Consider the following 22,420-nt stretch of genomic DNA (forward strand, 5'->3'; position numbering starts at 1 on the left):
ACACACTTTCCTATTTCGCTGAAAAAAGTGTGAAAATTGCCCGTTTCAGGTCTTTTATGAATTAAAAATCACTATAAATATCGGTTGCGGGAAGTAACACCTTCAAAATGTACAATTTGAGTTAGGAAATTTAAACTATGGTTTAAATGAAACCATCAAAGTCAAAGAAGCCAACCATTATTACGATTGACTTCAGATGAATTTATTGAGCTATCGTTTCCCGTTAGCTTAATGAACTATCCTTAACGACTTTAATGCTCTTTGAAAATTAAGATACATTCGTGCGTTGTTGTAGTAACGTAATCCATAAAATTCACAGAACCGTTAAAGTTCAAATAAGCTTCATAACGCAAACGGATTGCAGGTAAAGTAATGAAATCTAGAACATTTTCCTTTGGAACCCACTTGCAATCGCTCGTTTCATCAGAAGTAGTTAGTTCTCCGCCAACAACTCTGCACACGAAATCAAACATGACCTTCGTTTCCTCTTTGTTGATGGATTCGGGGATTATCTTCAATACCCCTTTTGCCTTACCCACGTGGATGTAAAATTTCCAATTACTTCTCGATTTTCTTGTCGCGAAGGACATAATATGCATAATCGACTGTTCGTTTAACATATGAGGAACAGTCACTTTTATGAAATGCATCAATTATTAATTGTATATGCATTCCACTTTCGAATTGCAAGCCTGTTTGTGCATCATAATAATACATAAATGCACTCCATACCATGGCATCTTCCCAAGTACCGGTTGTATTTAGTTCTAAGAAAGTGTCAGTGTGTTTATTGATCAATTGAGCTAAGCCATCTACTGTTTTACTTTTTGGATCGGATAAAATTCTAGTCCATTCCTCGCTTGCCTTTTCATAATCTGATACAATCTGATTTGCATAGTTAGGTATATTAGGAGCGGTTCTATTTAACACTAACATCGTATTCTTGGCCATTACTAACACCATCCTCTGAAGTGTAATTTCGATTGTAGAATGTATTAAAATAAGTAGGAATTGTATTTTTACATTTGGCAGCTTTCCGCTTTTGTAAAGTAAGCCACTGCTTTGAGAATTTATAATGAGTTTATAGTGATAAGTGTCTATCAACTTGTTCAATTCAAACTATATCGAATCTGCATTACGTTTGGCCCTCTGATATTCTCTTTCATCTCGAACTGCTCGATTCCATTCTGATTGCGAATACCTAACATTATAATTAGCTTGTTTTACAAACTTTTCTTTTGAAAAATTGGCCTGTTTCCGTTTTTCCTCAGCTGTATCATATGCCTCACTTTTTAATCGTTCTTTCTCTTCGTGTAAATTACTTTCCCCATTATTCCATCCGGTACTATGGTTTGGATTACTAAATAATGAAACAACCTTATCCAGTACTAGCAGCATAACGAATACAACAGTCCCACCAACCAAAAGTAAAAAATCAATGACTTTGAGCCGCAACATTCCTCCCTTTAAGGAAGATACGCTTCCTTTCTTTAATAACTTCAACATTCTAGCTCTATCTCTTTGACTTAGAATCTCTCCATCGTATTTCCCTGCCTCTATCTCTTCAATCAATCTTCTGTTTGTATTGGTTATACGAACCATAACTTTGTTGATCAACTTTGCAGATATCACAGCAAAGACAATTGGAATAATGAATGAAATAGCTAGATGTATGAAAGCATCCCATACATCAGATACTAGCACTTGAGATGCAAACGTATTGGTTAAATTAAGTAGAAGAAACAGAATAATAAACCCGGATGCTGTTCCATACATACTATGCCATTTGAAGTTTTTTTCATCATCAAAAGGATTGGACTGTCTTTTAATTTTATTCGTAAAAAGCTTTACAACCAGGATACTGATTAATCCAGCGGGGATTGCAAATATCACGCCATAAATACCAAGTGAGAAATGATTTGTATGAGAAGTGTATAACCCCCCCTCAAAAATAATCTCTTTAGTCATTATTCGATTGACCAATTTATTGATTGCAATGGTCAAAATAATCGTTAGAATAATTACGGATAAGGTCTTTCCTTTCAATGTTTCCTTCATCGTCCATTTGTTCATCTCTTTCAATCCTTTACTTATCATCTAGGTTTCTATTCAGCAACCAAGTTAAATAGAGATTCTATTACCGTTCTCTTTGTTAAAGAGGTATCCCTTTCAATTGCTCTAGTGCATTTTTGTACCTGAAACCATCACCTTAGATCCTTTCTGCTATTGCGGTTAAAACTAGTTTCTTGACTACCTCTAATGTCGTATGTACTTATTTTCAGTGTTTTACTATGCATAGGTAAATTAGAACCTAAATACGAACAGATCCACGTGCGAAGCCTTGTCTAGGGAAAAGTATACACGGCGGCGATGTTTTTTAACTTTATCGTGCCGCCGGTCGCTTGAAATTCTCTCTTGGCCTGTTAATACCATTACCCTCATGTGCTACTACAATATAGTACCGAATTTCTCATTAATCAACAAAGAGGGGATTGTTATGGATCGTCCTGTTGTCTAGCTCAAGTTCAGAAAAATGTAAATGTTTCTTCGAACAAGCAAATTGCTCCTTTGGATGCGGCAAAGATACCTATTAATGCAACTATTTTGCGTTCTAACCCTCTTAATTTCAATCCAATACCAACTCCAGGGATAACCATGTATATCGCTAACCACATATTTGATAAGGCTAATGCGTACGACGGATTGTTTACCACCAATACCTATTGTCGAGTTTGCACCTTCTGAAGACAGAATAGTTAAAGTTAGTAAGATTATCGCCAAAAACAAACTGGATTGTTTTATTGAATTGTTTAATCCAACAATCCCTATCAAAGTATTTAGACAGCGCCTTTTTGGTATAATCTTTTAATATTGTTAAGCAATACTTCCCTCATGTCCTGTTAACCTCCGTTATTTTACAGGATGCCATGTGTACAGTTTCTTAGTTTCAAAATGAACTTTTTAATACAATCTTTATGGCTTTAATATGACGAAAAGGAATGCCCTGTCCGGTCGAATCTGTCAGAGAGCCGGTTGGTCTGCCGCATCGTAGGTTCGTTCCTCATGCTGCTCGGCTTCTAACACACGCGCCACTTGTCCATCTGGCGTGTACGTCAGCACGATTTCGCCTGCTTCATCGGTTGCCCGAATCAGACGGCCTGCGGCATCATACGCGTACAGGGTTTTCTGTCCTTGGCACCCAGCTTGGCACTTAGCCAGCCGCGGTCATACGTTAGTCGGGTCTCGTTTCCACTGGCATCGGTGTAGCCCGTATTTAGCACTCCATTCTTCTTCACATGTACTCCAATTATTTCATTAGGATTAACACCTCCAGGTATTGTTCCAATTGTTCTGGGAATGACGAGCGGGGTCCAAAAGTTTTATTAACATCAATATAATTAGATATCTACTAGTTCGAGTAAGAATATAGCCAGTATGTCTGCGAAATCAACACATCCGTCGAAACGAAACACAAAAGCCTACAGTGCGGAACGATCTCAGGAGAGCTATGTCCAGTGACGTAAGTCCTCCATCCCTGCCGGAAAATGGACACCGCAGCAGTCGGTCCTTATTGAAGAAAAGCTGCAAGCCACGTGGTCTTCCGAGCAGTTCGTAGAACATCTCCGCCAAGTGGGACCCCCTGTGGTCTGCTTCAAAACCATCTATCGTTGGCTGTATACAGACCGTTTGGTGAAAGGGGCGATTACCGATCTACGTCACAAAGGTAAACGGCAGAAGCCTGTAGAGACACGCCGTAAGTTTGCTGTGGGTAAGACCGGGTAAGACCATCTCTCAGTGTCCAAAAGAGGTTCGTTCCCGGAAAACCTTCGGTCATTGGGAACTTGATACGGTCGTCTCGGGCCGAGGGAAAAGCACGGGATGCGTTGCTACATTCATCGAACGCCAGACCAGAATGTACACCGCCATTCAATGCCTGACCGACAGCTTTGTCCAAGGAGATTGCGTTTGGTGTAGCTGTCTCACAGTACCCTGCCCGTGCAATTCAGACCGCTACTGCAGATCGGGGCAAGGAGTTTGTCTGTTACGCAGCCTGGAAGCCACTCACGGCCTACAAGTGTATTTCGCAGATCCATATTCCTACTGGCAACGGGGCTCGAATGAGAATACCAATGGCCTCTTGCGAGAGTTTTCCCCAAAGGAACGGATTCCGCACTAATCACAGATGAAGCCTTGGAGACCGCTCTTAGCTTAATCAATCACAGACCACGAAAATGTTTGGGGTGGAGAACCGCACGAATTCTTTACAAAGGAACTGTCGCACTTGGTTTGGTAATCCGTCATTTATTTTTGCTGAAAGTAAATTCTTTTTATTAGGTTTACTTAGTTTGATATTCATGTTCGTCTGTAAAATAGACTGGGGTTATAGTCCATTTTAGAATTTTTCATATATCAGTCTATATAGTTATTTGTTTAAGGTTTGGGAATAAGATCTCTGTTTCATGTTTCAGTTATAGTCCATTGGAGTAAAAATATATTGTCTTGATCTTTTGAACGGCGAAGTCACTTCTCATTTTTTCAATTAGCAAACTAGTTTTAACCTGGAGTTATCTAAGTAAATTCTATTTCTCTAGGCAGTGAAATTCCAGAGAAGGAGGTTATTTTTTTTATTTTTACGTCATTAACATTAAATTTCACATGTACAACCTCTTTTGATTCGAAACATTCTAGAACGAGAACCACCTCGTGAAAACCAGATGGTTGCTCAATTTTCTGACAAAACTTAAAATATCCTTCTCCACCCTTTTGGAACCAACCTGTTATAAAGAAAGTGCCCACTTTAACTAAAACATGAAAGGCATTTTGTAATTCTTCAATCTGTAATGAGGTAGTTCCATTCTTACTAATATATTCTTTGAATTGCCACCAGCTATTGTCCATATCATTCTGAAAACTATCATCTTTATTTAGATAGGTGTTTTCGTTTAGTTTCATAGACTTAATTACTTTTTCAAATTCATTTTTGGAACCATAAAATTTCAAAATTGCAGGGATGTATTCACTTCCATCATCAACTTTTTTATTATACTTTCGAAATAAATCCGCTGACATTTTTAAAAAAAAGTCTTGTACACAACCAATCGCTATAGTACTTTTCTCAGGTTTAATTAATACATAATCACGAATAGAAGTACGGATGACATAATCCTCTCCATATTTTGTACAAGTAATAAGATGCGTTTCCTTCCAGTAACTTCCTATAATAGTGATTATTTCACCACTCTTAACTTTTTCATTCTTACTACTATATAAAAAATCAGGTAGCCAATTATTCATATAATTAAATGCACTTTCATTCTTTAAACTAAGTAAACAAAGCGAAATTTCTTTAGAAACTTCGTTTGATAGTTCTTCAATATTTGCATTTTTCCCAAGGTAAACTTTAAAATATTCATACGCCTCCTCATTCAAACCATAGTAGCGTAAAATTTTCCCTTTCTCAAAATAAGCTCTGTGTAAATTAGAGTTAATATCGAGTGCTTTGTCTAGAGATGCAATTGCTTCATTTGGAGGTAATAAAGGACTTACTTCAATTAATAAATTTGCATCTAACGGCTTTATTGAAAGGCAATAGCGGTAATGTTCTAAACTGTTTTTAATATTGTTCATTTCATAATATAACTGAGCAAGTTTTATATTAACCTCAAATGTATTCTCAATATTGAGAGTTTGTTTAAAATTGAAAATAGCCTTTGGAAGATCTCCTTTAGTTATGTAAATTAACCCAGTAAAATAAAATGAATAATATAGATATTTTTTTTGCTTAATTAACTGATTGCATTGAATACTCAGTTCTTCGTATTTTTCTAGCTTGTAGAGTAACCAAAGATAATAGTACTTATAGGTTTCATGTTGTATATTGAAAATTTTAATCGCATGTTGCAATGCTTCATTCCAAGAATTTTTTTCAATATACAACTTTATCAGCGTTAGTCTATCCAAAAATTCACTATTCTCATTAATTTCTTTAGTTAGTGATTGCAGTATTGACTCCTTAGAATTATCAAAATAATGAGTAGCTGTATTTGGTAGCCCGTAAGTAATATAACTTTTTTTAGGACAGTTAATAGCCAAATCCTCAATCTCTTTTCTTTTTAGAGAGCCACGGAAAGGTCGTAAGTCTACAGAAATTCTAGTTATAAGGTTGTTAAACCAATCATCAATATCTACTTCCCAGTGTTGCCTAATTGTCCAATCATACATATAAAATTTAATCGCTTGGATTACTTGATCTCGTGATACTTCTTCAAATTTACATTGTTCAAATAATTCTGGATCAATTCCTTCTAATTTCTTATGAAATTCTGCTGAATATTTATCTTTTTCGTCTTCTTTCCTATTTGTTTTCCGAAAATTGTTAAGACTTTTTAAATTATCAAGTAGGATTCTGCACTTGCTGTTATAACCAGAAGCTACGACAACATGCTTAATTGATCTATATTTTGAAATTTCGGACTTTGTTTTTAGTATCTTTTGTATTTGTGCTACAGATAAATGTGTATTCTTAACTTGAACGAAGACTTCATGATTTTCCATTATAAGAGTAAAATCATCATACGATTCAAAAGTTATTTCTAAGAACTCTTGATTGTTGATATGTTTGAACAAATAAAGTAAGCTAACCAGATCTTGGTAAGAAATGCCTTTGCTATTGACTGCACCACCAGAAAGGATCGGGCTAAAATATTCTTTTTCCATTATGTTCGTCTCCTTAAATGCAAAATATATCTGAAGTCTTTTACTGTGTCACTAGAGATCATAATCAGGATAATATCTTCAGAATCAAATTGTTCAATCCATTGCAAAATTCTTTCAGGATTCATAATAACCTCCACCTTGATAATCTGCCACTATGTTTGCAATCATTTGCACTTTTGAATTTTTTAGCGATACATTCATAAGAAGACCTAAGACCTACGAACTATTTTTCCATACACAATATACCACATAATACCAAATATATACACTACGAACTTTTAATATAGAGGCAATTAATCTTTGTCTTTTGTTTTGGCAATAGACATTGTATCTAACATATCTTCATCGAGTTGTTTTTGAATAGTAACACGAGCATTCTAATATGAGAAAAGCACATGACTATGTAAGTTGTGAAACCGCATACATCCCCTTCACTGTCATTTATGTTATATACAATTATGTAGCTTTTCCTTTAGTCGCTAAACTACCGGTAGTATGCCGGCCTAGGAGAATTATCTCTGATTTATACCTACTGCATTTTAAAAAAGTTAATCTCCACTTTTTTCAAAAAACTAAACAGCCGTTCATCGGCAAAATACCAAGAACGGCCGTAGTCTAAAACTAGGCTTAATTTCATCAGTTTTTTGATGGAACAATACTTTCTGTCCTACAGAGCAGTCGAAGTAATAATCAAAATTGAAAAGTGTTACCGGAAATTCCACAGACGCCATTCGAAATAACTTATTATTTATGTGATGAGTCACTAAGTTGATATTACTAGTAGTTGTAAGAGTCTTAGGGTTCATAGTGTACTCTATTCCGTCATTCTCAATGCCTAATTGTATAGCATGATATATTCTACAAAAACTAGGAATCTGGACTAAGCCAACTGTACCTTTAATTCTTCTACGTTTACAAACTTCTAAAATATTTCCTTTAGTTTAGTTAAACGGAAATCCTCTTTGAATATTGTAGCATTTAGAAATGAGCAACTTCTCTCTTAATTTGATAGAGAGTTCAATATTGTAGAAACTAACCATCCATCTAACTCTTTAAGTTGTTCCTCGTCATTAATTAAAGAGTAGAAGCTCATTAATCCTTTAAATGTTAGTCTTTTGTAGTGACCAAGTAAATATAAACGAATTAGTTGTTCATTTAATTCCCCATACATGTACCTTATAATTTGCATAATAGCAGTAACGAAAGCAGGATCCTCATTATTATTAGGTATTGTCACAGCTCTAATTATTGATGGTTTTACAGGTTGGATTAAATTCCTGTATAACAGATAGCTTATTTGTTTTTTGATCTCATGAACTTTCTTTTCTTTTATACTGGTTTGCTACCAGATAACTTTTAACCTAGAAAATCAATATGGTACTTAATCTCACTTAACTCCGCTGGCATCCCATCTTTACTTAATAAACTAATTCCATCAGATTTTGTGAAGTTTATTGCGATTCCTGTTTCTCTTGAGAAGGAATAAATTATTTCGTAAACTTTAGTTATCTTTTCGTAGCTGTTTGACCATACGGCTGTGTCATCAGCATATCTTGCAAATCTCAATCCCTCATCTTCTAGCCTTCTATCAAGACTCCAGCAAGATAAGTTATTGCTTCGTTAGGCGATTGAGGGATATAGCTTGGTCGAATGTTTCTTCGTTAAAACTGACATTCTCATTTGCGTCCTGGATTTTGTACGATACTTCTTCGCAACTAAAAACCTTTGAAAATTCTTCTGAGTAACGACATAATTCAGGATAGAACAATACTAGATTAAAACCAGATGAAACTGAGCTGTTGAAAACAACTCCATGAAAGCCTAGCTGTCTAAAGACATCTGAAAATAATTGAGTTAACAAGTACTTTTCTTTTTCTTCTGGTGTAACAGGCATGGAAAACCGACGTCCTATACTATTCAATATCACAAAATCATCAAGTAGATGATCAGTACAAAAATCTGTTAAATCGAGATCATGTAGGTCTGCAATACATATATCTTTTTCCAATAAAAACTCACCAACTGAAATGAGATGTCCCGGATGGGGTCTCACTTCACTCACAGACGTACTAATATCTGAAGATAAATAGAGATATGAGACTCCATGTCGATTTAAACGTCCGGCTGTTGCCTTGGGTGGTGGTGGTGAGCTTATTTGTTCTTTCGTATATGCTTTATAAAAATACTCGCCTTTACCAAACCCAATAAGTTCATTATTATAGTAGAGATCAGCAATACCAATCCTAGCTCTATAGAAACAAGTATTTTTTTTCATTTTTCTAGCAATAAGATTTTTAGTAAAATCAAGTTTGTTTTTTAGAGTATCTTCAACCAAAAAGTGATTTTCCTCTTGGATTCTCCATTCAAGTTGTCTTATAAAGAATGGCTCTTCTTCTTGAAGATTATTCCCAAATAAGCCTCGAGAACCATCCTCATCTGTACCATAATACAATGATACTCCTTCTTCATAATTAGCGTAAGGCTTCTCGGTTAATATATTATAGAGTGTGTGAGTATCATCTTCATGTTTGAATCGATGTTCAATAATTAAATTTTCGTCAAGAAGGAAATCCATTAAGTGTAAATGTCCCCCCCAGTGAAAGTTATAGTGATATTCCCCATAATGATATCTAACCACTGCTTTAAAGAGATTTTGAAAATTCTCTTCTTCTGCATTAACATGATCCTGCCCGTAGAATTTACAAATAATGCACGTTCCTTTCACTACATTACTTGTCAGATACTTTTTTAAGAATTTATCTTTTAGACACTCGCTACATATAGAAATCATTCTATTGACCTCCAATCAACTAATTGTTTATTTTTTTAAATAGTAGCAATATTAGCATTACACTCTAAGAAAAAATTCATATTGCTAGAATTGCTAGTTTCATTAGTTTTTAACGCATTTAGCAACTAGTTTTTCTGCTCTGGAAATGTCACAGTCAACATCATTAAATGGAAAAGTAAGTTAGAAATTAAGTATTCAAACACTATTCATTAATATGTCCCTTGCTTTAAGCTATTAGTGAGATTGATTAATTTAAAGAAAAGAAATCATCAAAGAGAATGGTTTTAACAAAGTCATGTAGATGGTTTAAAATAAGCTTTCGAGATAAAGCAACTTCTATACTCTACTGTTACATAAGCGGGTTGTAGTGTCACTGATACCTAAACTTAACAACGTAATTGATATTATCATTATGACAATAATAAAGTTGTAGATCTGGTTTGTCAACTTTAAAAATAGTTGATACTTGAAAAGACCTCAGCATTGGTAAAAGTTATAGGATGATAACAATTTCATCAATTGTTCATTTCGCTAATATGTTCAATATGGATTAAGGTAACGTCCACCTTCACCTTGCTTCATATCATAGTTATTTTATGAATGTAACCTCTCACCGAATAATTTACCGTTAGACTTAGTTCAGACCTCCCAGCGCACCTTAAAGAGCTCTACCAGCCTCTTCACGAGTGCAAGTTCCTCAGAACTCTTTCTCACTTTACACGCCTCCTTCTCCAAGTTTAACAGCGACCAATTGATCAAAATCGACCCATTCAAATCCATTATCCATTTCAATTTTGATTTTCTTTCCAAAGATACTGACGGAAGTGACAATCCCATGTATATAACGATTACCTGATTCATTAAATACTTCAAAGGTGGCTTGCAACGTATAATTGAGCGACATTTCTATATGTTGAGCAATAATCTCCCACTCATCTTCATGGAGTATAGGTTTCGTTTGATAACGAATTTGAGTACGATGCTGTATAATTCGTTCTTTATGTTGTGAAAGCATCATGCGGCTCGATTCCCATAATCCATTTTCCTCCAGTTTTTTGCTCATTTGTAATGCCCCCAATTTTAGATGCTCTATCGATCGCTTGGCCCGCAGCCGTAATGGAGCTCGCTCGAAGAATGGCAATGTCGCCATATCGACCCTTGATGTTGTCCATCACCTGATCAATAGCTCGTTTCTGCTCTTGATCATCGAAGAAAGATAGTTGATATGTATCCGCGTTGGATAATTGAGATAGGGATACGCCTACACGGCGCACCGGTTGCCCATCCCCGTGTTGATGGAATATGCGCTTGGCAAACTTGCACACATCAACAGTTATGTTTGTAGGATCAGACAGTTTAACCTGCCTGTGAAAACCCGTTGGATGGTCAAAATCAGCTCCAGACACACTCACGGAAACGACACTACCCATCAGCCCCTTTTTGCGGGCTCTTCTGCATACTTCTGTGCAGATATCGAGAATAACCACTTCAATCTCCCAAGCCTCTGTGAAATCTCTAGGCAGGGTCATTCCGTTTCCGATATCCTTTTGTGTACTATGCGTATTGACGGTTACCGGCGAATTGTCGAGTCCATTGGTGACTCGCCAGATGACTTCTCCATTAACACCCCACTTACTTCTTAATCTAGTAAGAGGCGTATTTGCCAGATCTTTAATGGTTCGGATGCCCATCTTCCACAGATGTTTTTCCATTCTTGATCCAATCCCCCACATATCGCAGATGGGCTTATCTCCAATGTGGAGGTGTAATTCCTCTTTCTTTAAGTGGAAAATGCCACCATCAGCTTTTTTAGCAATCATATCGCAGCACAATTTACTGATGATTTTGTGTTCACCAATGCCAGCTCTCGCGTAAACGCCTGTTTCATTATAGATTTTGTCTTGAATTTGCTTGGCTAAATCGATTGGATCATTACCAAATAGATGCATAGACCCTGTAAAATCAGCGAATAATTCGTCAATACTCTACGGTTCAACCAAATCAGTGCACTCTTCAATAATGGACATGATTTGAGTGGATACATCGATGTATTCTTGCATGTGTGGTTTTACAATGATCAGTTCAGGGCACTTCTAAAGAGACTGCCAGAGTGGTTCCGCGGTAGATACACCCTTCGCTTTGGCTAGTGGACAAGCGGCAAGGATAATTCCAGAACGTCTTGCTGGATCGCCAGCTACGGCGAGTGGTCTATTTTTGTATTGAGGCATTTTTGCCTTTTCGACTGAAGCATAAAAGGATTGCATATCGATGAGCATAATGGTTCGCTGCTTAGCCAACACTGAAATCACTCCTGTACATTTAAGAACGTATGTTTGTATATCAAAAACCGAACATACGTTCTTTATGCAAGAGGTAAATATTTATATTCCTGTTTAAAGAGATCTTACTCAATATAAAAGAATACTCTTCATAGAAATTTTTAAAATATTCCAGGAAAGACGTAAAAAATTACGTCATGAAGTTTCAAGTGTTAATGGCTAACGAGGATTTTATTTCTAATGTTATTTGTTAAAACAGAGTTTGATTTTAAGGAAGATATATAATACTTCTGCTGTGGTCACATACGACAGTGTCTATGTTGGCCATTAAGATGCCAGTATTTATCACGTCCATGCAGGACAGGTTGAACGCTAAGGAGTGAGGGGTTATGTACATTCATCTGAACGGTGAGAAGATTATCAGTAAGGGAAAATTTGTACTTCATACTTAAATAAGAAAAGCTCCTTTAGATAGACTTAGTACGTTCGCTCTTCAAACATAGTCTATTTAAAATGGAATAATATATTTCTGGGTTACTAGTACTGCTAATCTAACTTTATATTCGTAAAAAAACAGTCGCTAATAATTGCGACTGTTTTTTTACGAGTTCAGAACACTTAATATAGGATTATTATAGTTTCCTAATAAACAAAAATCATATCTATAATCTCAGATTAATTTATCTCTTTTAAGTACTATTTACCAAATTGTAATAAAATATTTAATTCCTTAAGGTTCTTATAGATGTCCCAGATATGCTCCCTTTCGAAAGTAAAGATACTCTGAAAGTACCATTCTAAGTTACTTAAAATCTCCAATTTAGGATTTTTGTCAACATCTTCATGGAGCTTTGTAATGTCATTTCTCAACTCTTCAAATGTTTGTGAATTAATTCCAGGAAGCACATTTTTTATTTTGTGATTTTTAAAAATTTCCTTTATCACAATCAAACATTCTAACATTGACTCAATTTCATTCTCGATAAAAATGGCACTTGGAATATCATCAAAATTGGTTTTTTCGACGTCAGCAATTAAGGAGAGCAATTTCGACTTACTTCTTGTTTGTAATCCTTGAAAAGGCCTATTGTGTAACAAATTTTTCAATTTAATGATTCCTTGTAAATCAAGTAATAAATGTTTTGAATTAGTCGGATAAGTGAGCTTTTCTAAATCAAAAATAAGTAAAGGTACTAACGTTCTTAAAGTGTTGAGGTATTTAATTAAATCAATATACTTTGTTAAGGCATCCTTATAATCTAACCAGTCTCTTAATTTTGTGATTTGAGTGTTGGTTATTTTACTCAATTCATCTATTTTAAATAATTCATCAACAATATCGACGACACTTAAATTCTTATTAACTTTTTCAAAAGCTATCTCTCTCTGCCAATCATACGAATTTAACTTGTATTCTAACTGATGAAGTAGCTCTTTAATTTCTGGGGAATTGCTATTTAAGTTTGCCAATGTTTTGACGAGATTCTCATCATTTTTTCTTTGAAGTTTGTTCAATTTAACTTTTGAAAGTGCAAGATCTAGTCTTGTTAAATTACAAATTTTTATCGTATTTTTTCCTTTACCACCTGAATCTATCCCTATAAAGAAAATAGATTCCTGTAATTCAATATACTTTTCGTATAGGTCGTAATGAGCATGAACAATAATGAAATCACCTGATGTAGATGGATAGTCCTCTGGAATGCTAAAGCTTTTATTTAGATTTTCTTGTAATACGTTATGTCTTCCTTTAGCGGTATTACATCTCCTACACGTAAGCGTTAAATTTATTGGTAAAAATGAAAAGAACTTATACGAATCTTTAGGCACTATATGCTCTATATCTCCAGGGCTACTTCCTTCATCAAGTGGTGATTTACAATAGAAACATTCACTTTTTTTATTAATTAGAATCTGTTTTATGTTGTTCTTTAAATATTTCAATTCATCTTGATCCCAATTAAAATTATGCTTCATAATCAAAAGAATATCATCTGCTGTTAAAGTATACATATTACTCACCTTTGATTTTCTGGCTTATTAGCCTGATGACAGTTTTCAAAGGATCGCTTTCCTTCAGGTTTGTGCTTATTTGCTCGATACGATTTATTCTCGCAGCAAGTCCATTCCGATTGTTAGTACTTATAGCGAGCATAATTTGGTCCAATTCATCAGCCAGATAATAATTTCGATCTGTAGCTAAATCAAAGATATTATACAACACATCCTCTACAGACCAGCCAAAAGTTTCTTCTTTGTGTAAAATCACTTGGGTTTGGTATAGACTATCTCGTTCAATTGACACAATTGAAGAAGTGTTGGGTTTTAGATCTGACACCATGAAATGAGAATGTGTTGCCAGTAAAAAGTGTGCAGAAGCGTAGTGGAGACTGAATATATCTCTTAGGCCCTCGATGTATTTGTTTTGCCAATTCGGATGTAAGCTAGTTTCGGGTTCATCCATCAAAATGAGTGAATCTCTCTCAATGTTGGACAAGATATTAATCATAGTTGTTATATATTGCACTTCTCCAGAACTAGCAAGTTCTAATTTGAAGTATTTTTCTTTTCTGATGTAGACAGTAGGCTCTTTAAAAATATCAATTTCAAAGAGATGCCAAAGTATGTACAAATCATCATAGTATCTTTCAAAATATCCAGGTTCATTTAGCTTGAAAGTTACGAATATTGAATCTTTATTTTTTTTAAATATATTGTTAGGTTCTGTATTTAACCTTTCAAAAAAGTCCAATATATCCTGATAATCCGAAAAATGAATACTATCTAATTCTGATTTGGTTTTACTTTTTCTCATTTTATTTTGTTTAAGTAATAAGTTTTCTCTTACCGCAACCTCTTCAAGTGTTTCATTATTTGGCGTTTTAAACACTATTCTAATAGCTGGTTCTAATTTTACGAATTTTAAGATTTTTTCTAATATGGGTTCAAAATGGTTTTTTTGTGATGAATTTAATATATTCAAGATTAAATTCCTCGATGTTTCACCAATACGAATTGTATTGTCAGAACTTTTAATTCCTAAATAACTATATCCGTTCTGCTTTCCATCAAATTGATTTTGATAGGTAAATCTATCATTTATGCTATAAGCGCTAGCGATTAGTTTGTTTGGAAGCTCAAGTTCACTTAGATGTATGTGTTCACCGTTCTTAAAATAATCTTGGATATTATCTTTTTGAATAACTTCAAAGAGATTTACCCCAATCTGATACGTAAGATTGAAAGAATTCTTTGCTTTAGTGGTGGTTTTTTTCTTTGATTTTTTTAATCGATAAAGTGCTAAAAATATTTTTTGAAGAGTTGACAATATAGTACTTTTCCCGGTTCCATTAGGTCCGATAATCAATGTAATGTAAGGTTCACTAGATTCCCGTAACGAATGATTTTCGAAAAAGGATACATTAAAACTGTTTTGTATATTAATTGAATTAACATAGTTTAAACTGTGTACTAGGAAGCCACTTTCATCTTTTTCAGAAGCTTTAAGTCTATTTGGACGCTGTATTACAGTATCGTAAAACGGATTTATGTATTTATTTTGATTTTCAAAAACAATCCGTGAAATTTTCTTATTATTTGTTTCTTCTATTAGGTTCTTGATATTCCCTATTTTAAATTTGCTTGTGGTATTTGGATTGTTAAAAAATCCTTTAACATTATAAAACCATCCACCTGGCCCCGATAAAGTATTCAAGTTATTTGATTTCATATACTGGGTGAGAGCTTGCACACTATGTAAAGACAATTCATATCGAGGCTCACCAAGTACACCTTGAATCACAAGGTCCTCTCTGCTTTGCTCCATGAAAAAATCATAAGCGTTCATATGACTTCCTATTTCCAACAAAGGAAATACATAAACTGATCTATACTCCTCTTTTTCATCTAATTGGGACTCTTTCTTTGGTGAGCCAGCGAGCAGTACTCTACCCTCAAATTTGTATCTACCATTATCCACATTAAATAAGTACAATTTCACGCCAGTCTCATTGGAGTTGAGTAAGGTTTTATTTTGAGAATACTGAAGATTTTGATCACCGATTCTCCCCATTCCAGTATATTGCCACAAACCGTTTTCATCTTTGAATATATCTGTATAAGGTGGCTTGCCTTTATATGATAATAGAACAAGAGAATTCGTCTTTAATGATCTTCTCATGCCCCCCTGTCGGCTGCATTTAAATAAATCAGTTAGCTTATACTCATCAATAACCATACCAGGTTCTAAATCAGATATTTTTTGCAAATTATCCATCTACTTTCTCTCCCCTATTAAGATAAATAGTACTTATCTACACATTCTGTAAGTGTTTTTTAAAAATAATTTCATTATTACTATAATATTATATTGCCTAAATGCTTATATTAAAAGCATCCAAAGAGAATGCAAATAAAGATGAACTGGCCACTGAAAAGAAATTCTAATCTATGATTCTAGTCGAAAAAAAGATTGTTTTCATGGGAATCTTCTTCAAGGTCATTTCCGCACACCTTTTCGATCTCAATCAGCTTAGCATCTCGTAGTGTTTCCACAGGGGCTCTACTTATAATTCGCTGTACACATTGTCGTCTCAAGTGGTATACACTTTGAAAACATCCGTGAGTTAAACTTCTATTCCATTAGCAATCGGACCCCAGTTTGTGAATAATTTCTCAAAATGAGGGATTATAAAATCTTCTAATACTCCAAGCTCATCCTCCTGCGCCTACACAAAAAGGAGGCAACAGACATTCTCCTCACGTATGGACTGGCGCCCATAAGTAATGGCACCGGAGTGAGTTGTCCCGTGAAATTAAAGATGAAAGCCATAGAACTGAGATTGGTAGAGATAGCGGTGGAAAGTTTTTTGGATCAGCTCAGAATAAGACACAGATAGAGACTTGGATGAAATGGGAACGAAAAGAAGAATGACATCGCTTGGAGCAACTAGAACTGATTCTTGAAACAACAACTGAATCTGCTAAAAACAAGGAACTGAAAAAGAGGTGGACGCATAAGTCTTTATCGCTCGGGTCGAGACCATTGGAAAAGAAGTGACCATATCTGGGGCTTGTGCATGGCTTGGAATTGGTCGAGCGACCTACTACCATTGGAAGCAGCCTGGGAGAGCAAGCGTCTGGGTCCGATGGTGGAGAAAGTAGTTCAGCTTTGTACTCAGCACAAGTTTCGGTATTGACTCGAAAAATCACTACCTTGCTTCTATCGAAGGTTCGATAAATTATAAACGGATACAGCGAATTAACATGCAGTAAGTGTACTTAAAGTGCCGAGTGAAGATGAAAAATGATAGAACACCGGACAACCTGCAAAACCTGCGGAACATCTGCTAAAGCGCAAATTTCATGCAGAAGCTTCTTTGTGAAAAAACTGGTGACGACATTACTTACTTGCCTTTAGATACTAAAATGTCATACCTCTCAAGTATTGTGAATATGTACACCGGAGAGATTTTCGACATTAAGTCATAGACCACGGAAAACTTTGAGTTGGAAGATAGATCACGAATCTTTCAGAGGAACTGTCGCACTTAGTTTTGACAACCAGTCATAGCAAAAAACGATCAGGTACCGAAAATGCCTTAATCGTTTTAATTTTCCCCCTCCTTCTTACCTGACTTTTGCGGACACGTGACATCTTACGATATCCTGTGGATAACAACCTTAGCCATTATGTTCATCTGTTACAAAGAAAATTTGGAACAATATCAATTCCTACTTTTTTATAAATGGACTCGACCTCTTTCCCTTACCTTCTTCACGCGGAATGTTGAAGCAACTAATGGAAGAAAGATACCAATTCATAAAATGATACGTGCTCAATCATAGGAATTACAAATTGTAAAAATGCTGTTTAAAGAAATTGTTCTTAAACCTTCTAAAGGAGTGAACTATTAATTTGTTATAGAGGTATTTCATACTAGCCTCTTTTGCATTTCACAAATGAACTATCCTATTTCTATATGAAAGTGCAATACTTTTTTTACTTGAGCGTTCTCACTGCATATCTCCAGAAACTTTTTCTCTTCATCTGCCGTCAACCCCGAATTCCTTATATCCATTATACTCCCCGTTTGATGGCTTTCATGTTCAGGGGTGTCTAGAGTGCGACTTGACGTATCACATCACAACGGCAATATCGATTTTAAATTTCAATCCACGCACTCATGTAGAGTGCGACCCGGGAAGGCAGACGAGCCTTCGCAGGATGAGTTCATTTCAATCCACGCACTCATGTAGAGTGCGACGATAACGATCTTGACGATAACGCGCCGTTGCAAACTATTTCAATCCACGCACTCATGTAGAGTGCGACGAAGAAACCACCGAACTGACAACAAACACAAAGATTTCAATCCACGCACTCATGTAGAGTGCGACCCGAATGGCAGCCAAGTTATTCCGGCAGCACGGTCTATTTCAATCCACGCACTCATGTAGAGTGCGACAGCGAAAAATAGCGCAAAAACGATGTGATCAAGAAAATCCACTACGTAAAACCATTCTTTTCATATGAACTTATCTAATAATGAAGAAAGATCATTGCCAAAAGGTCACAAAAAATATGTTTTCGACAAATTCTGAGGTGCGAATCCCCCAGGGAAATCATGTGAGCTTGGGGTTCGCACCTCACACGTATAAGCTAACGTCACCAGAAAATCTTATCTATATATTACATCAATTTGTCCGTAGCCAAAAGTCGAATTTCTTCCGATGTGTAAAACCCGTGCGGCGTATAGCCAAGGGATGAATGGCGATAACCCACTTTTGCACGTCAAAGCGCCCAGCAATCCGCTCCAGTGAAGGGACTCTTTTTTTGATTGGAGTATCGATGCACCTGGTTCAAATACAACGCTGAGGAGATGATGCGGACGTCACCTGCACGTTCCACAACATTCGTAGCCAAATCCGAATCGACATATCCACTAGAACGTTCAGTCAACGTTGTTATTTTCTCGTAATATTCCGAATCATGGTGGTAAAATCAATGTTTTGTACCAGGGATCCTCCACGCCGAATTCGAACAGGAGTAATCATATGGACCGAGCACAATGAAGCGTGTTCATAAGTAGCGTGGTCGGCAATACTTTCTAGAACCAGAAGCTCAAAAACCTTTCGTTCCGCCCCAACGCCATATATATGATAATCGACTAGTGAAGTGATAATTCCCTGTGTATAGTCCTGGATTGCCTCTGTCGGAATCGTAATCTCGACAACGCCAAAACCAGCTTTTTAGTGAACCCATATTCTTCAAGTTTTCAATGTACATGAACGCTTTGTGGATGGCATCCTGAACAATGTCGAGGGCATCCTCTTTGTTGCGGACATAGTTGTAAGCCATTCGATACGCCCTTTCCTGGTTTTCGGTGATGTATTGGATTAGAAGCTTTTCTTGCTTCCGACCGGCTCTCATCTAATCAGACACTCCTTTAGGTCCGCGCGGGTAACCATCAATTGCAATTGTCTTACGGAAGCAAGGCGGGCGAGCTAATTTAACCGCGCAACAAATAAAAGACCCCAGCTTCACCGGGGTCCTGAGCTACTACGAAAACTATAGGAATTCATTTCCGCATTGACCCTTCATTGTTTTAAATTTGGACTCAGGCTACAATCGGTTTCAAGAGGTGATATCCATGCTTAAAGCAGAGCTACTGAAACAAGCTCAAGCCACAGGAATAGTTCTTAGTGCGAATATGTTCGAACGATACTTTGAATATGGTTTAATCGTTAGTGATAAGACTGGGCAAGGGTATGTTCGTGGTGTGACTACTCAATATCATGCAAGGACACTTGAAGCAATAAAATTGATCAATAAACTTAAATCCAACAAAATGTATAGACATCAAAAAGACTACATATTCATTTTGTTTTGGAAGGGATTCCCGGTCCAATGGGACAAGCTAAAAGCCCGTCTTATTGAATTTCATACGGAGATCATCAATAATTTCAAAGTAATCGCCAGTTTTACGAACAATACCAACTATAGTGAACTCATTGATGTAATTGTAGCTGACGAAACAGACAAAAGACCTAAAGCAATTGGACGCCCTACGAAGCAGTCTATTGAGAAGCTAAAACTCGAGGCTAAGGAATCGGCGAAACGATATATACTGATTAGTAAGCTTATTTCTGATATTACCGCTAACGGAACCATATCTTTGGATGTCTTTCATACCTTTAATCAGCAAACTTCCATCGAGTCCACATTCGCGGATGATTCCATTCTGTTTTACGCTAATAGCTGGCTTAAGATGAACACTTGGCGTGATGCAGTGAAACACTCTGATGAAGTGAACTACCAAGAAACATATAAACTTATTACATTGCTAAAAGAGTATTGGTCAGATGTGGTAGAAAATTATGGGGGGACCTACAACATACCTCTCATAGGTGAGTTCATAAAAAAGTTGGAAGAAGATTTTCAAATAAAGATCTTTAGCGATAGACCATGGTTTTATAGATTTGTTATTTTGGTCTTACTTAGTGGTGGCTTTGGCCAGCATCTCATGAAATTCTTAACCAATCAAGAAACTAAGGATAATTGGAAACACTTTATAGCCTCAATTCCAACTCTTCTTGCTGACAATTCAAGAGAGGAGGTGAATCTCAATGGGTAACATCGGAATCGCGCTCGGCGGCGGCAAAGCATTCTCAGCACCTGCATGGTTCGTCTTGCTGATAATCGTTCTTTCAATTATCGCTATTTGTCATATGTTAAAGAAGGCTAGAGCATAAGATTATGAGAATATGTAAGCAGTAGCACCTGATCCTCATAGGAAAAGGTGCTCTCCCCTTTAAAATATGTGCTTTACCTCCATGCCTCAAACCTTTACTCTGTAGTTTAGTATGAAGGTTTATATACAATTCGTTCAAAAGTTCAAGGCTAACTACGATACAAGAGCAAAGGTCGCTTAAAAATAGATGTCACTGGTTCCTACTCACTTAAAGTAGTTTTCTATTTAATTGGCAATGCATCACGTACATTAAACTTCATTTTAGCACAACTTTAAAAGACAGAGATGACCTTCGGGACATCTTCGAAGTTAGCTTATCCCGATCCGTGCGCATCGCTTCTAATATTAATATTTCAACGAAATCGAAAAAATATGAATACTCGGATTATTCGGAAGTGTGATTGATACTATTTCCTTTTCTAATTGCATTATTATTTCTTGTTCATAAATGTAGACGTCACTGATTTCTAATGACTCTTTATCTATTCCCTTCCCCGACCAGTAAATTGATTCTTTACTTCCAATGTATTTGTTCCCCCAATCGCTACATACGATATTTAGAATTTCCTCGTCACCATCTTCAAGATTTACTACAATCTTATCAATAGAATTACCCCACTCAGAACACTCAACAATAGATAAACTCCTATATCTACGTTTAGTAACATGGATGGTTTGTCCACTACAAGAGATATTATCGAACTTATGATTTGGTGTATATGTATGCTCCAAATCAGTCTCGAACTTATTTTTAAGCTGCTCTAATTCCATATAACAGCTTCCTGTTCCAGTAAGATCGCAATCCGAGAATTTTTCATTATAAAATCCAATATTATTGAAATAACTTGTTAAATCTATTTGTTCTGTTTCTTTAGTGAAGTCTATATTTGAAATTTCTTCTGCTGTGTCATTAAAATTTTTACCTAGCAGCGCTTCAGCCAGCGTATATTCGGAGTCAGCAATACTGTGAATTTGTAAAGCAACCTGATCAAGCATTTGGTCTCCTTGTCTAGCGAAGATACTTTTAATAAGACTATTTTTTAAGGTTTCCCATTGAAATGAAATTGTATTAAAACTGCATATTACTTCGTTATCTATTGTTTGGTTATCTATTTCATATAAGAAAGATAATAATTTAGAAAAACGTAGCCTATATCTTTGAATTTTGTTTAGTTCTTTAATAAGGTGACATCCCCACGGGTTAGAACGATAACTTGTTAAGTAATCCTTCAAGTTGACCTCACCTAAACTATCTGCAAACATTCTAATGTTATCAATTACTCCACCAGTTTTTAAAACGTTTTCCACTGTGCTATACAAAAAGTCATGAATTTGTGGATATTTCTTCTCATCCTGAAAATGTATAATCTCAATAGAAAAATAAGCTTTTAAATACTCTTCAATAGTGAGAGTCGTTTGCGGTAAATCGTACCACGCATCCATACACTCAATCTCGTTTCCCGACGTACTTATTCCAGTAATTAGACATGCATGAATAGAGTTGGATTTAAGATAATTTCTATCCCAAGGGCACCAAAAAGTGTTTAAGTAGAGGATAACAGGAAGACCTCTTGATAACTGTTCTTTTATAATCAACAATGCTATCTCAGGATCCTTTAAGTTGGGTGGAGAGTATAACTTGATTCCATGATAATTGTACAGATTGCTTAAAATAGCATCATTACTGTCAATAATATTCTCTATACCTCTTACATCAGGATGTTGGAATGAAAAGCTCCACGATCCTATATCCATTAAATGAAAATTTCTTTCTTTCCATACACAGATAGATACAATCAAACTTTCAAAACAATCCCATAAACGTGGGTCTCTAATCGGTTTAATTTTTAACAAAGGTTCCCCTCCATTCTTATGTGAAA

At 35.8% G+C, this 22,420-nt stretch carries 17 protein-coding genes, 2 pseudogenes and 1 CRISPR repeat array; of the genes and pseudogenes, 4 read left to right on the plus strand and 15 right to left on the minus strand.

Annotation, left to right across the window (positions count from 1 at the left end; all coding sequences use genetic code 11):
- Positions 1–558 precede the first annotated feature (558 nt).
- The 4 genes from BLS69_RS24415 to BLS69_RS32290 form a co-directional block, all read right to left on the minus strand.
- Positions 559–951, minus strand: coding sequence for a hypothetical protein (locus BLS69_RS24415; RefSeq protein WP_091037449.1), 393 nt, complete (start codon positions 949–951; stop codon positions 559–561).
- 168 nt (positions 952–1,119) lie between these two features.
- Positions 1,120–2,073, minus strand: a complete 954-nt coding sequence (locus tag BLS69_RS24420; protein ID WP_091037456.1) for a hypothetical protein — start codon at positions 2,071–2,073, stop codon at positions 1,120–1,122.
- 948 nt (positions 2,074–3,021) lie between these two features.
- Positions 3,022–3,219, minus strand: a complete 198-nt coding sequence (locus BLS69_RS33020; RefSeq protein WP_091037459.1) for an RHS repeat domain-containing protein — start codon at positions 3,217–3,219, stop codon at positions 3,022–3,024.
- Positions 3,150–3,296: a hypothetical protein gene (locus BLS69_RS32290; RefSeq protein WP_176872997.1), complete on the minus strand. Its 147-nt coding sequence runs from the start codon at positions 3,294–3,296 to the stop codon at positions 3,150–3,152. Before BLS69_RS32290 ends, BLS69_RS33020 begins: the two co-directional genes overlap by 70 nt.
- A 346-nt stretch (positions 3,297–3,642) precedes the next feature.
- Here BLS69_RS32290 and BLS69_RS32295 point away from each other — a divergent pair, with 346 nt between their 5' ends.
- Positions 3,643–3,783 carry a hypothetical protein gene (locus BLS69_RS32295; RefSeq protein WP_176872998.1) on the plus strand — a complete coding sequence of 47 codons (141 nt, stop codon included), beginning with the start codon at positions 3,643–3,645 and terminating at the stop codon, positions 3,781–3,783.
- Positions 3,761–4,177: an IS30 family transposase gene (locus BLS69_RS31965; protein ID WP_143023627.1), complete on the plus strand. Its 417-nt coding sequence runs from the start codon at positions 3,761–3,763 to the stop codon at positions 4,175–4,177. The genes BLS69_RS32295 and BLS69_RS31965 overlap by 23 nt, the downstream gene beginning before the upstream one ends.
- Positions 4,178–4,569: 392 nt before the next feature.
- Here the strand turns inward: BLS69_RS31965 and BLS69_RS24435 are convergent, their stop codons facing one another.
- From BLS69_RS24435 to BLS69_RS32755, 10 genes and pseudogenes are all read right to left on the minus strand, one after another.
- Positions 4,570–6,717, minus strand: a complete 2,148-nt coding sequence (locus tag BLS69_RS24435; RefSeq protein ID WP_091037460.1) for a tetratricopeptide repeat protein — start codon at positions 6,715–6,717, stop codon at positions 4,570–4,572.
- Between the two features lie 1,356 nt (positions 6,718–8,073).
- A pseudogene (locus BLS69_RS33025) lies at positions 8,074–8,301 on the minus strand (RNA-dependent DNA polymerase); the annotation flags it as partial.
- Positions 8,302–8,326: 25 nt separating this feature from the next.
- Positions 8,327–9,508, minus strand: a complete 1,182-nt coding sequence (locus BLS69_RS24445; protein WP_091037466.1) for an RES family NAD+ phosphorylase — start codon at positions 9,506–9,508, stop codon at positions 8,327–8,329.
- Between the two features lie 715 nt (positions 9,509–10,223).
- On the minus strand, positions 10,224–10,571 hold the full coding sequence (locus tag BLS69_RS24450; protein ID WP_176873000.1) for a YolD-like family protein: 348 nt from the start codon (positions 10,569–10,571) through the stop codon (positions 10,224–10,226).
- 7 nt (positions 10,572–10,578) lie between these two features.
- Positions 10,579–11,784: pseudogene (locus BLS69_RS24455) on the minus strand (DNA polymerase IV); the annotation flags it as partial.
- Between the two features lie 699 nt (positions 11,785–12,483).
- Positions 12,484–13,800, minus strand: coding sequence for an HNH endonuclease (locus BLS69_RS24460; RefSeq protein ID WP_091037471.1), 1,317 nt, complete (start codon positions 13,798–13,800; stop codon positions 12,484–12,486).
- A 1-nt stretch (position 13,801) separates the two neighbouring features.
- Complete coding sequence (locus BLS69_RS24465; protein WP_091037473.1) at positions 13,802–16,063, minus strand: AAA family ATPase; 2,262 nt, start codon at positions 16,061–16,063, stop codon at positions 13,802–13,804.
- A gap of 1,822 nt (positions 16,064–17,885) precedes the next feature.
- A CRISPR array of direct repeats spans positions 17,886–18,254; the repeat unit is 32 nt; unit sequence ATTTCAATCCACGCACTCATGTAGAGTGCGAC.
- Positions 18,255–18,467: 213 nt separating this feature from the next.
- Positions 18,468–18,596, minus strand: a complete 129-nt coding sequence (locus BLS69_RS33030; RefSeq protein WP_371129088.1) for a hypothetical protein — start codon at positions 18,594–18,596, stop codon at positions 18,468–18,470.
- Positions 18,581–18,748, minus strand: coding sequence for a hypothetical protein (locus tag BLS69_RS32300; RefSeq protein ID WP_176873003.1), 168 nt, complete (start codon positions 18,746–18,748; stop codon positions 18,581–18,583). The genes BLS69_RS33030 and BLS69_RS32300 overlap by 16 nt, the downstream gene beginning before the upstream one ends.
- Before the next feature lie 162 nt (positions 18,749–18,910).
- Entirely contained in the window at positions 18,911–19,219 is a 309-nt protein-coding gene (locus BLS69_RS32755) for a sigma factor (protein ID WP_256332412.1), read from the minus strand.
- 220 nt (positions 19,220–19,439) lie between these two features.
- Between BLS69_RS32755 and BLS69_RS24475 the strand changes: the two genes are divergently transcribed.
- Together BLS69_RS24475 and BLS69_RS32760 are read left to right on the plus strand one after the other, a co-directional pair.
- A complete protein-coding gene (locus tag BLS69_RS24475) occupies positions 19,440–20,423 on the plus strand; it encodes a hypothetical protein (RefSeq protein WP_091037476.1) in 984 nt (327 codons plus the stop codon).
- Entirely contained in the window at positions 20,416–20,541 is a 126-nt protein-coding gene (locus BLS69_RS32760; RefSeq protein WP_256332413.1) for a hypothetical protein, read from the plus strand. The genes BLS69_RS24475 and BLS69_RS32760 overlap by 8 nt, the downstream gene beginning before the upstream one ends.
- 344 nt (positions 20,542–20,885) lie before the next feature.
- Here BLS69_RS32760 and BLS69_RS24480 read toward each other — a convergent pair whose 3' ends face one another.
- Positions 20,886–22,394, minus strand: a complete 1,509-nt coding sequence (locus tag BLS69_RS24480; protein ID WP_091037478.1) for a hypothetical protein — start codon at positions 22,392–22,394, stop codon at positions 20,886–20,888.
- Positions 22,395–22,420: the final 26 nt, after the last annotated feature.

Origin of the sequence: Paenibacillus sp. CF095 (assembly GCF_900101225.1) — a bacterium.
Taxonomy (GTDB): Bacteria; Bacillota; Bacilli; order Paenibacillales; family Paenibacillaceae; genus Paenibacillus.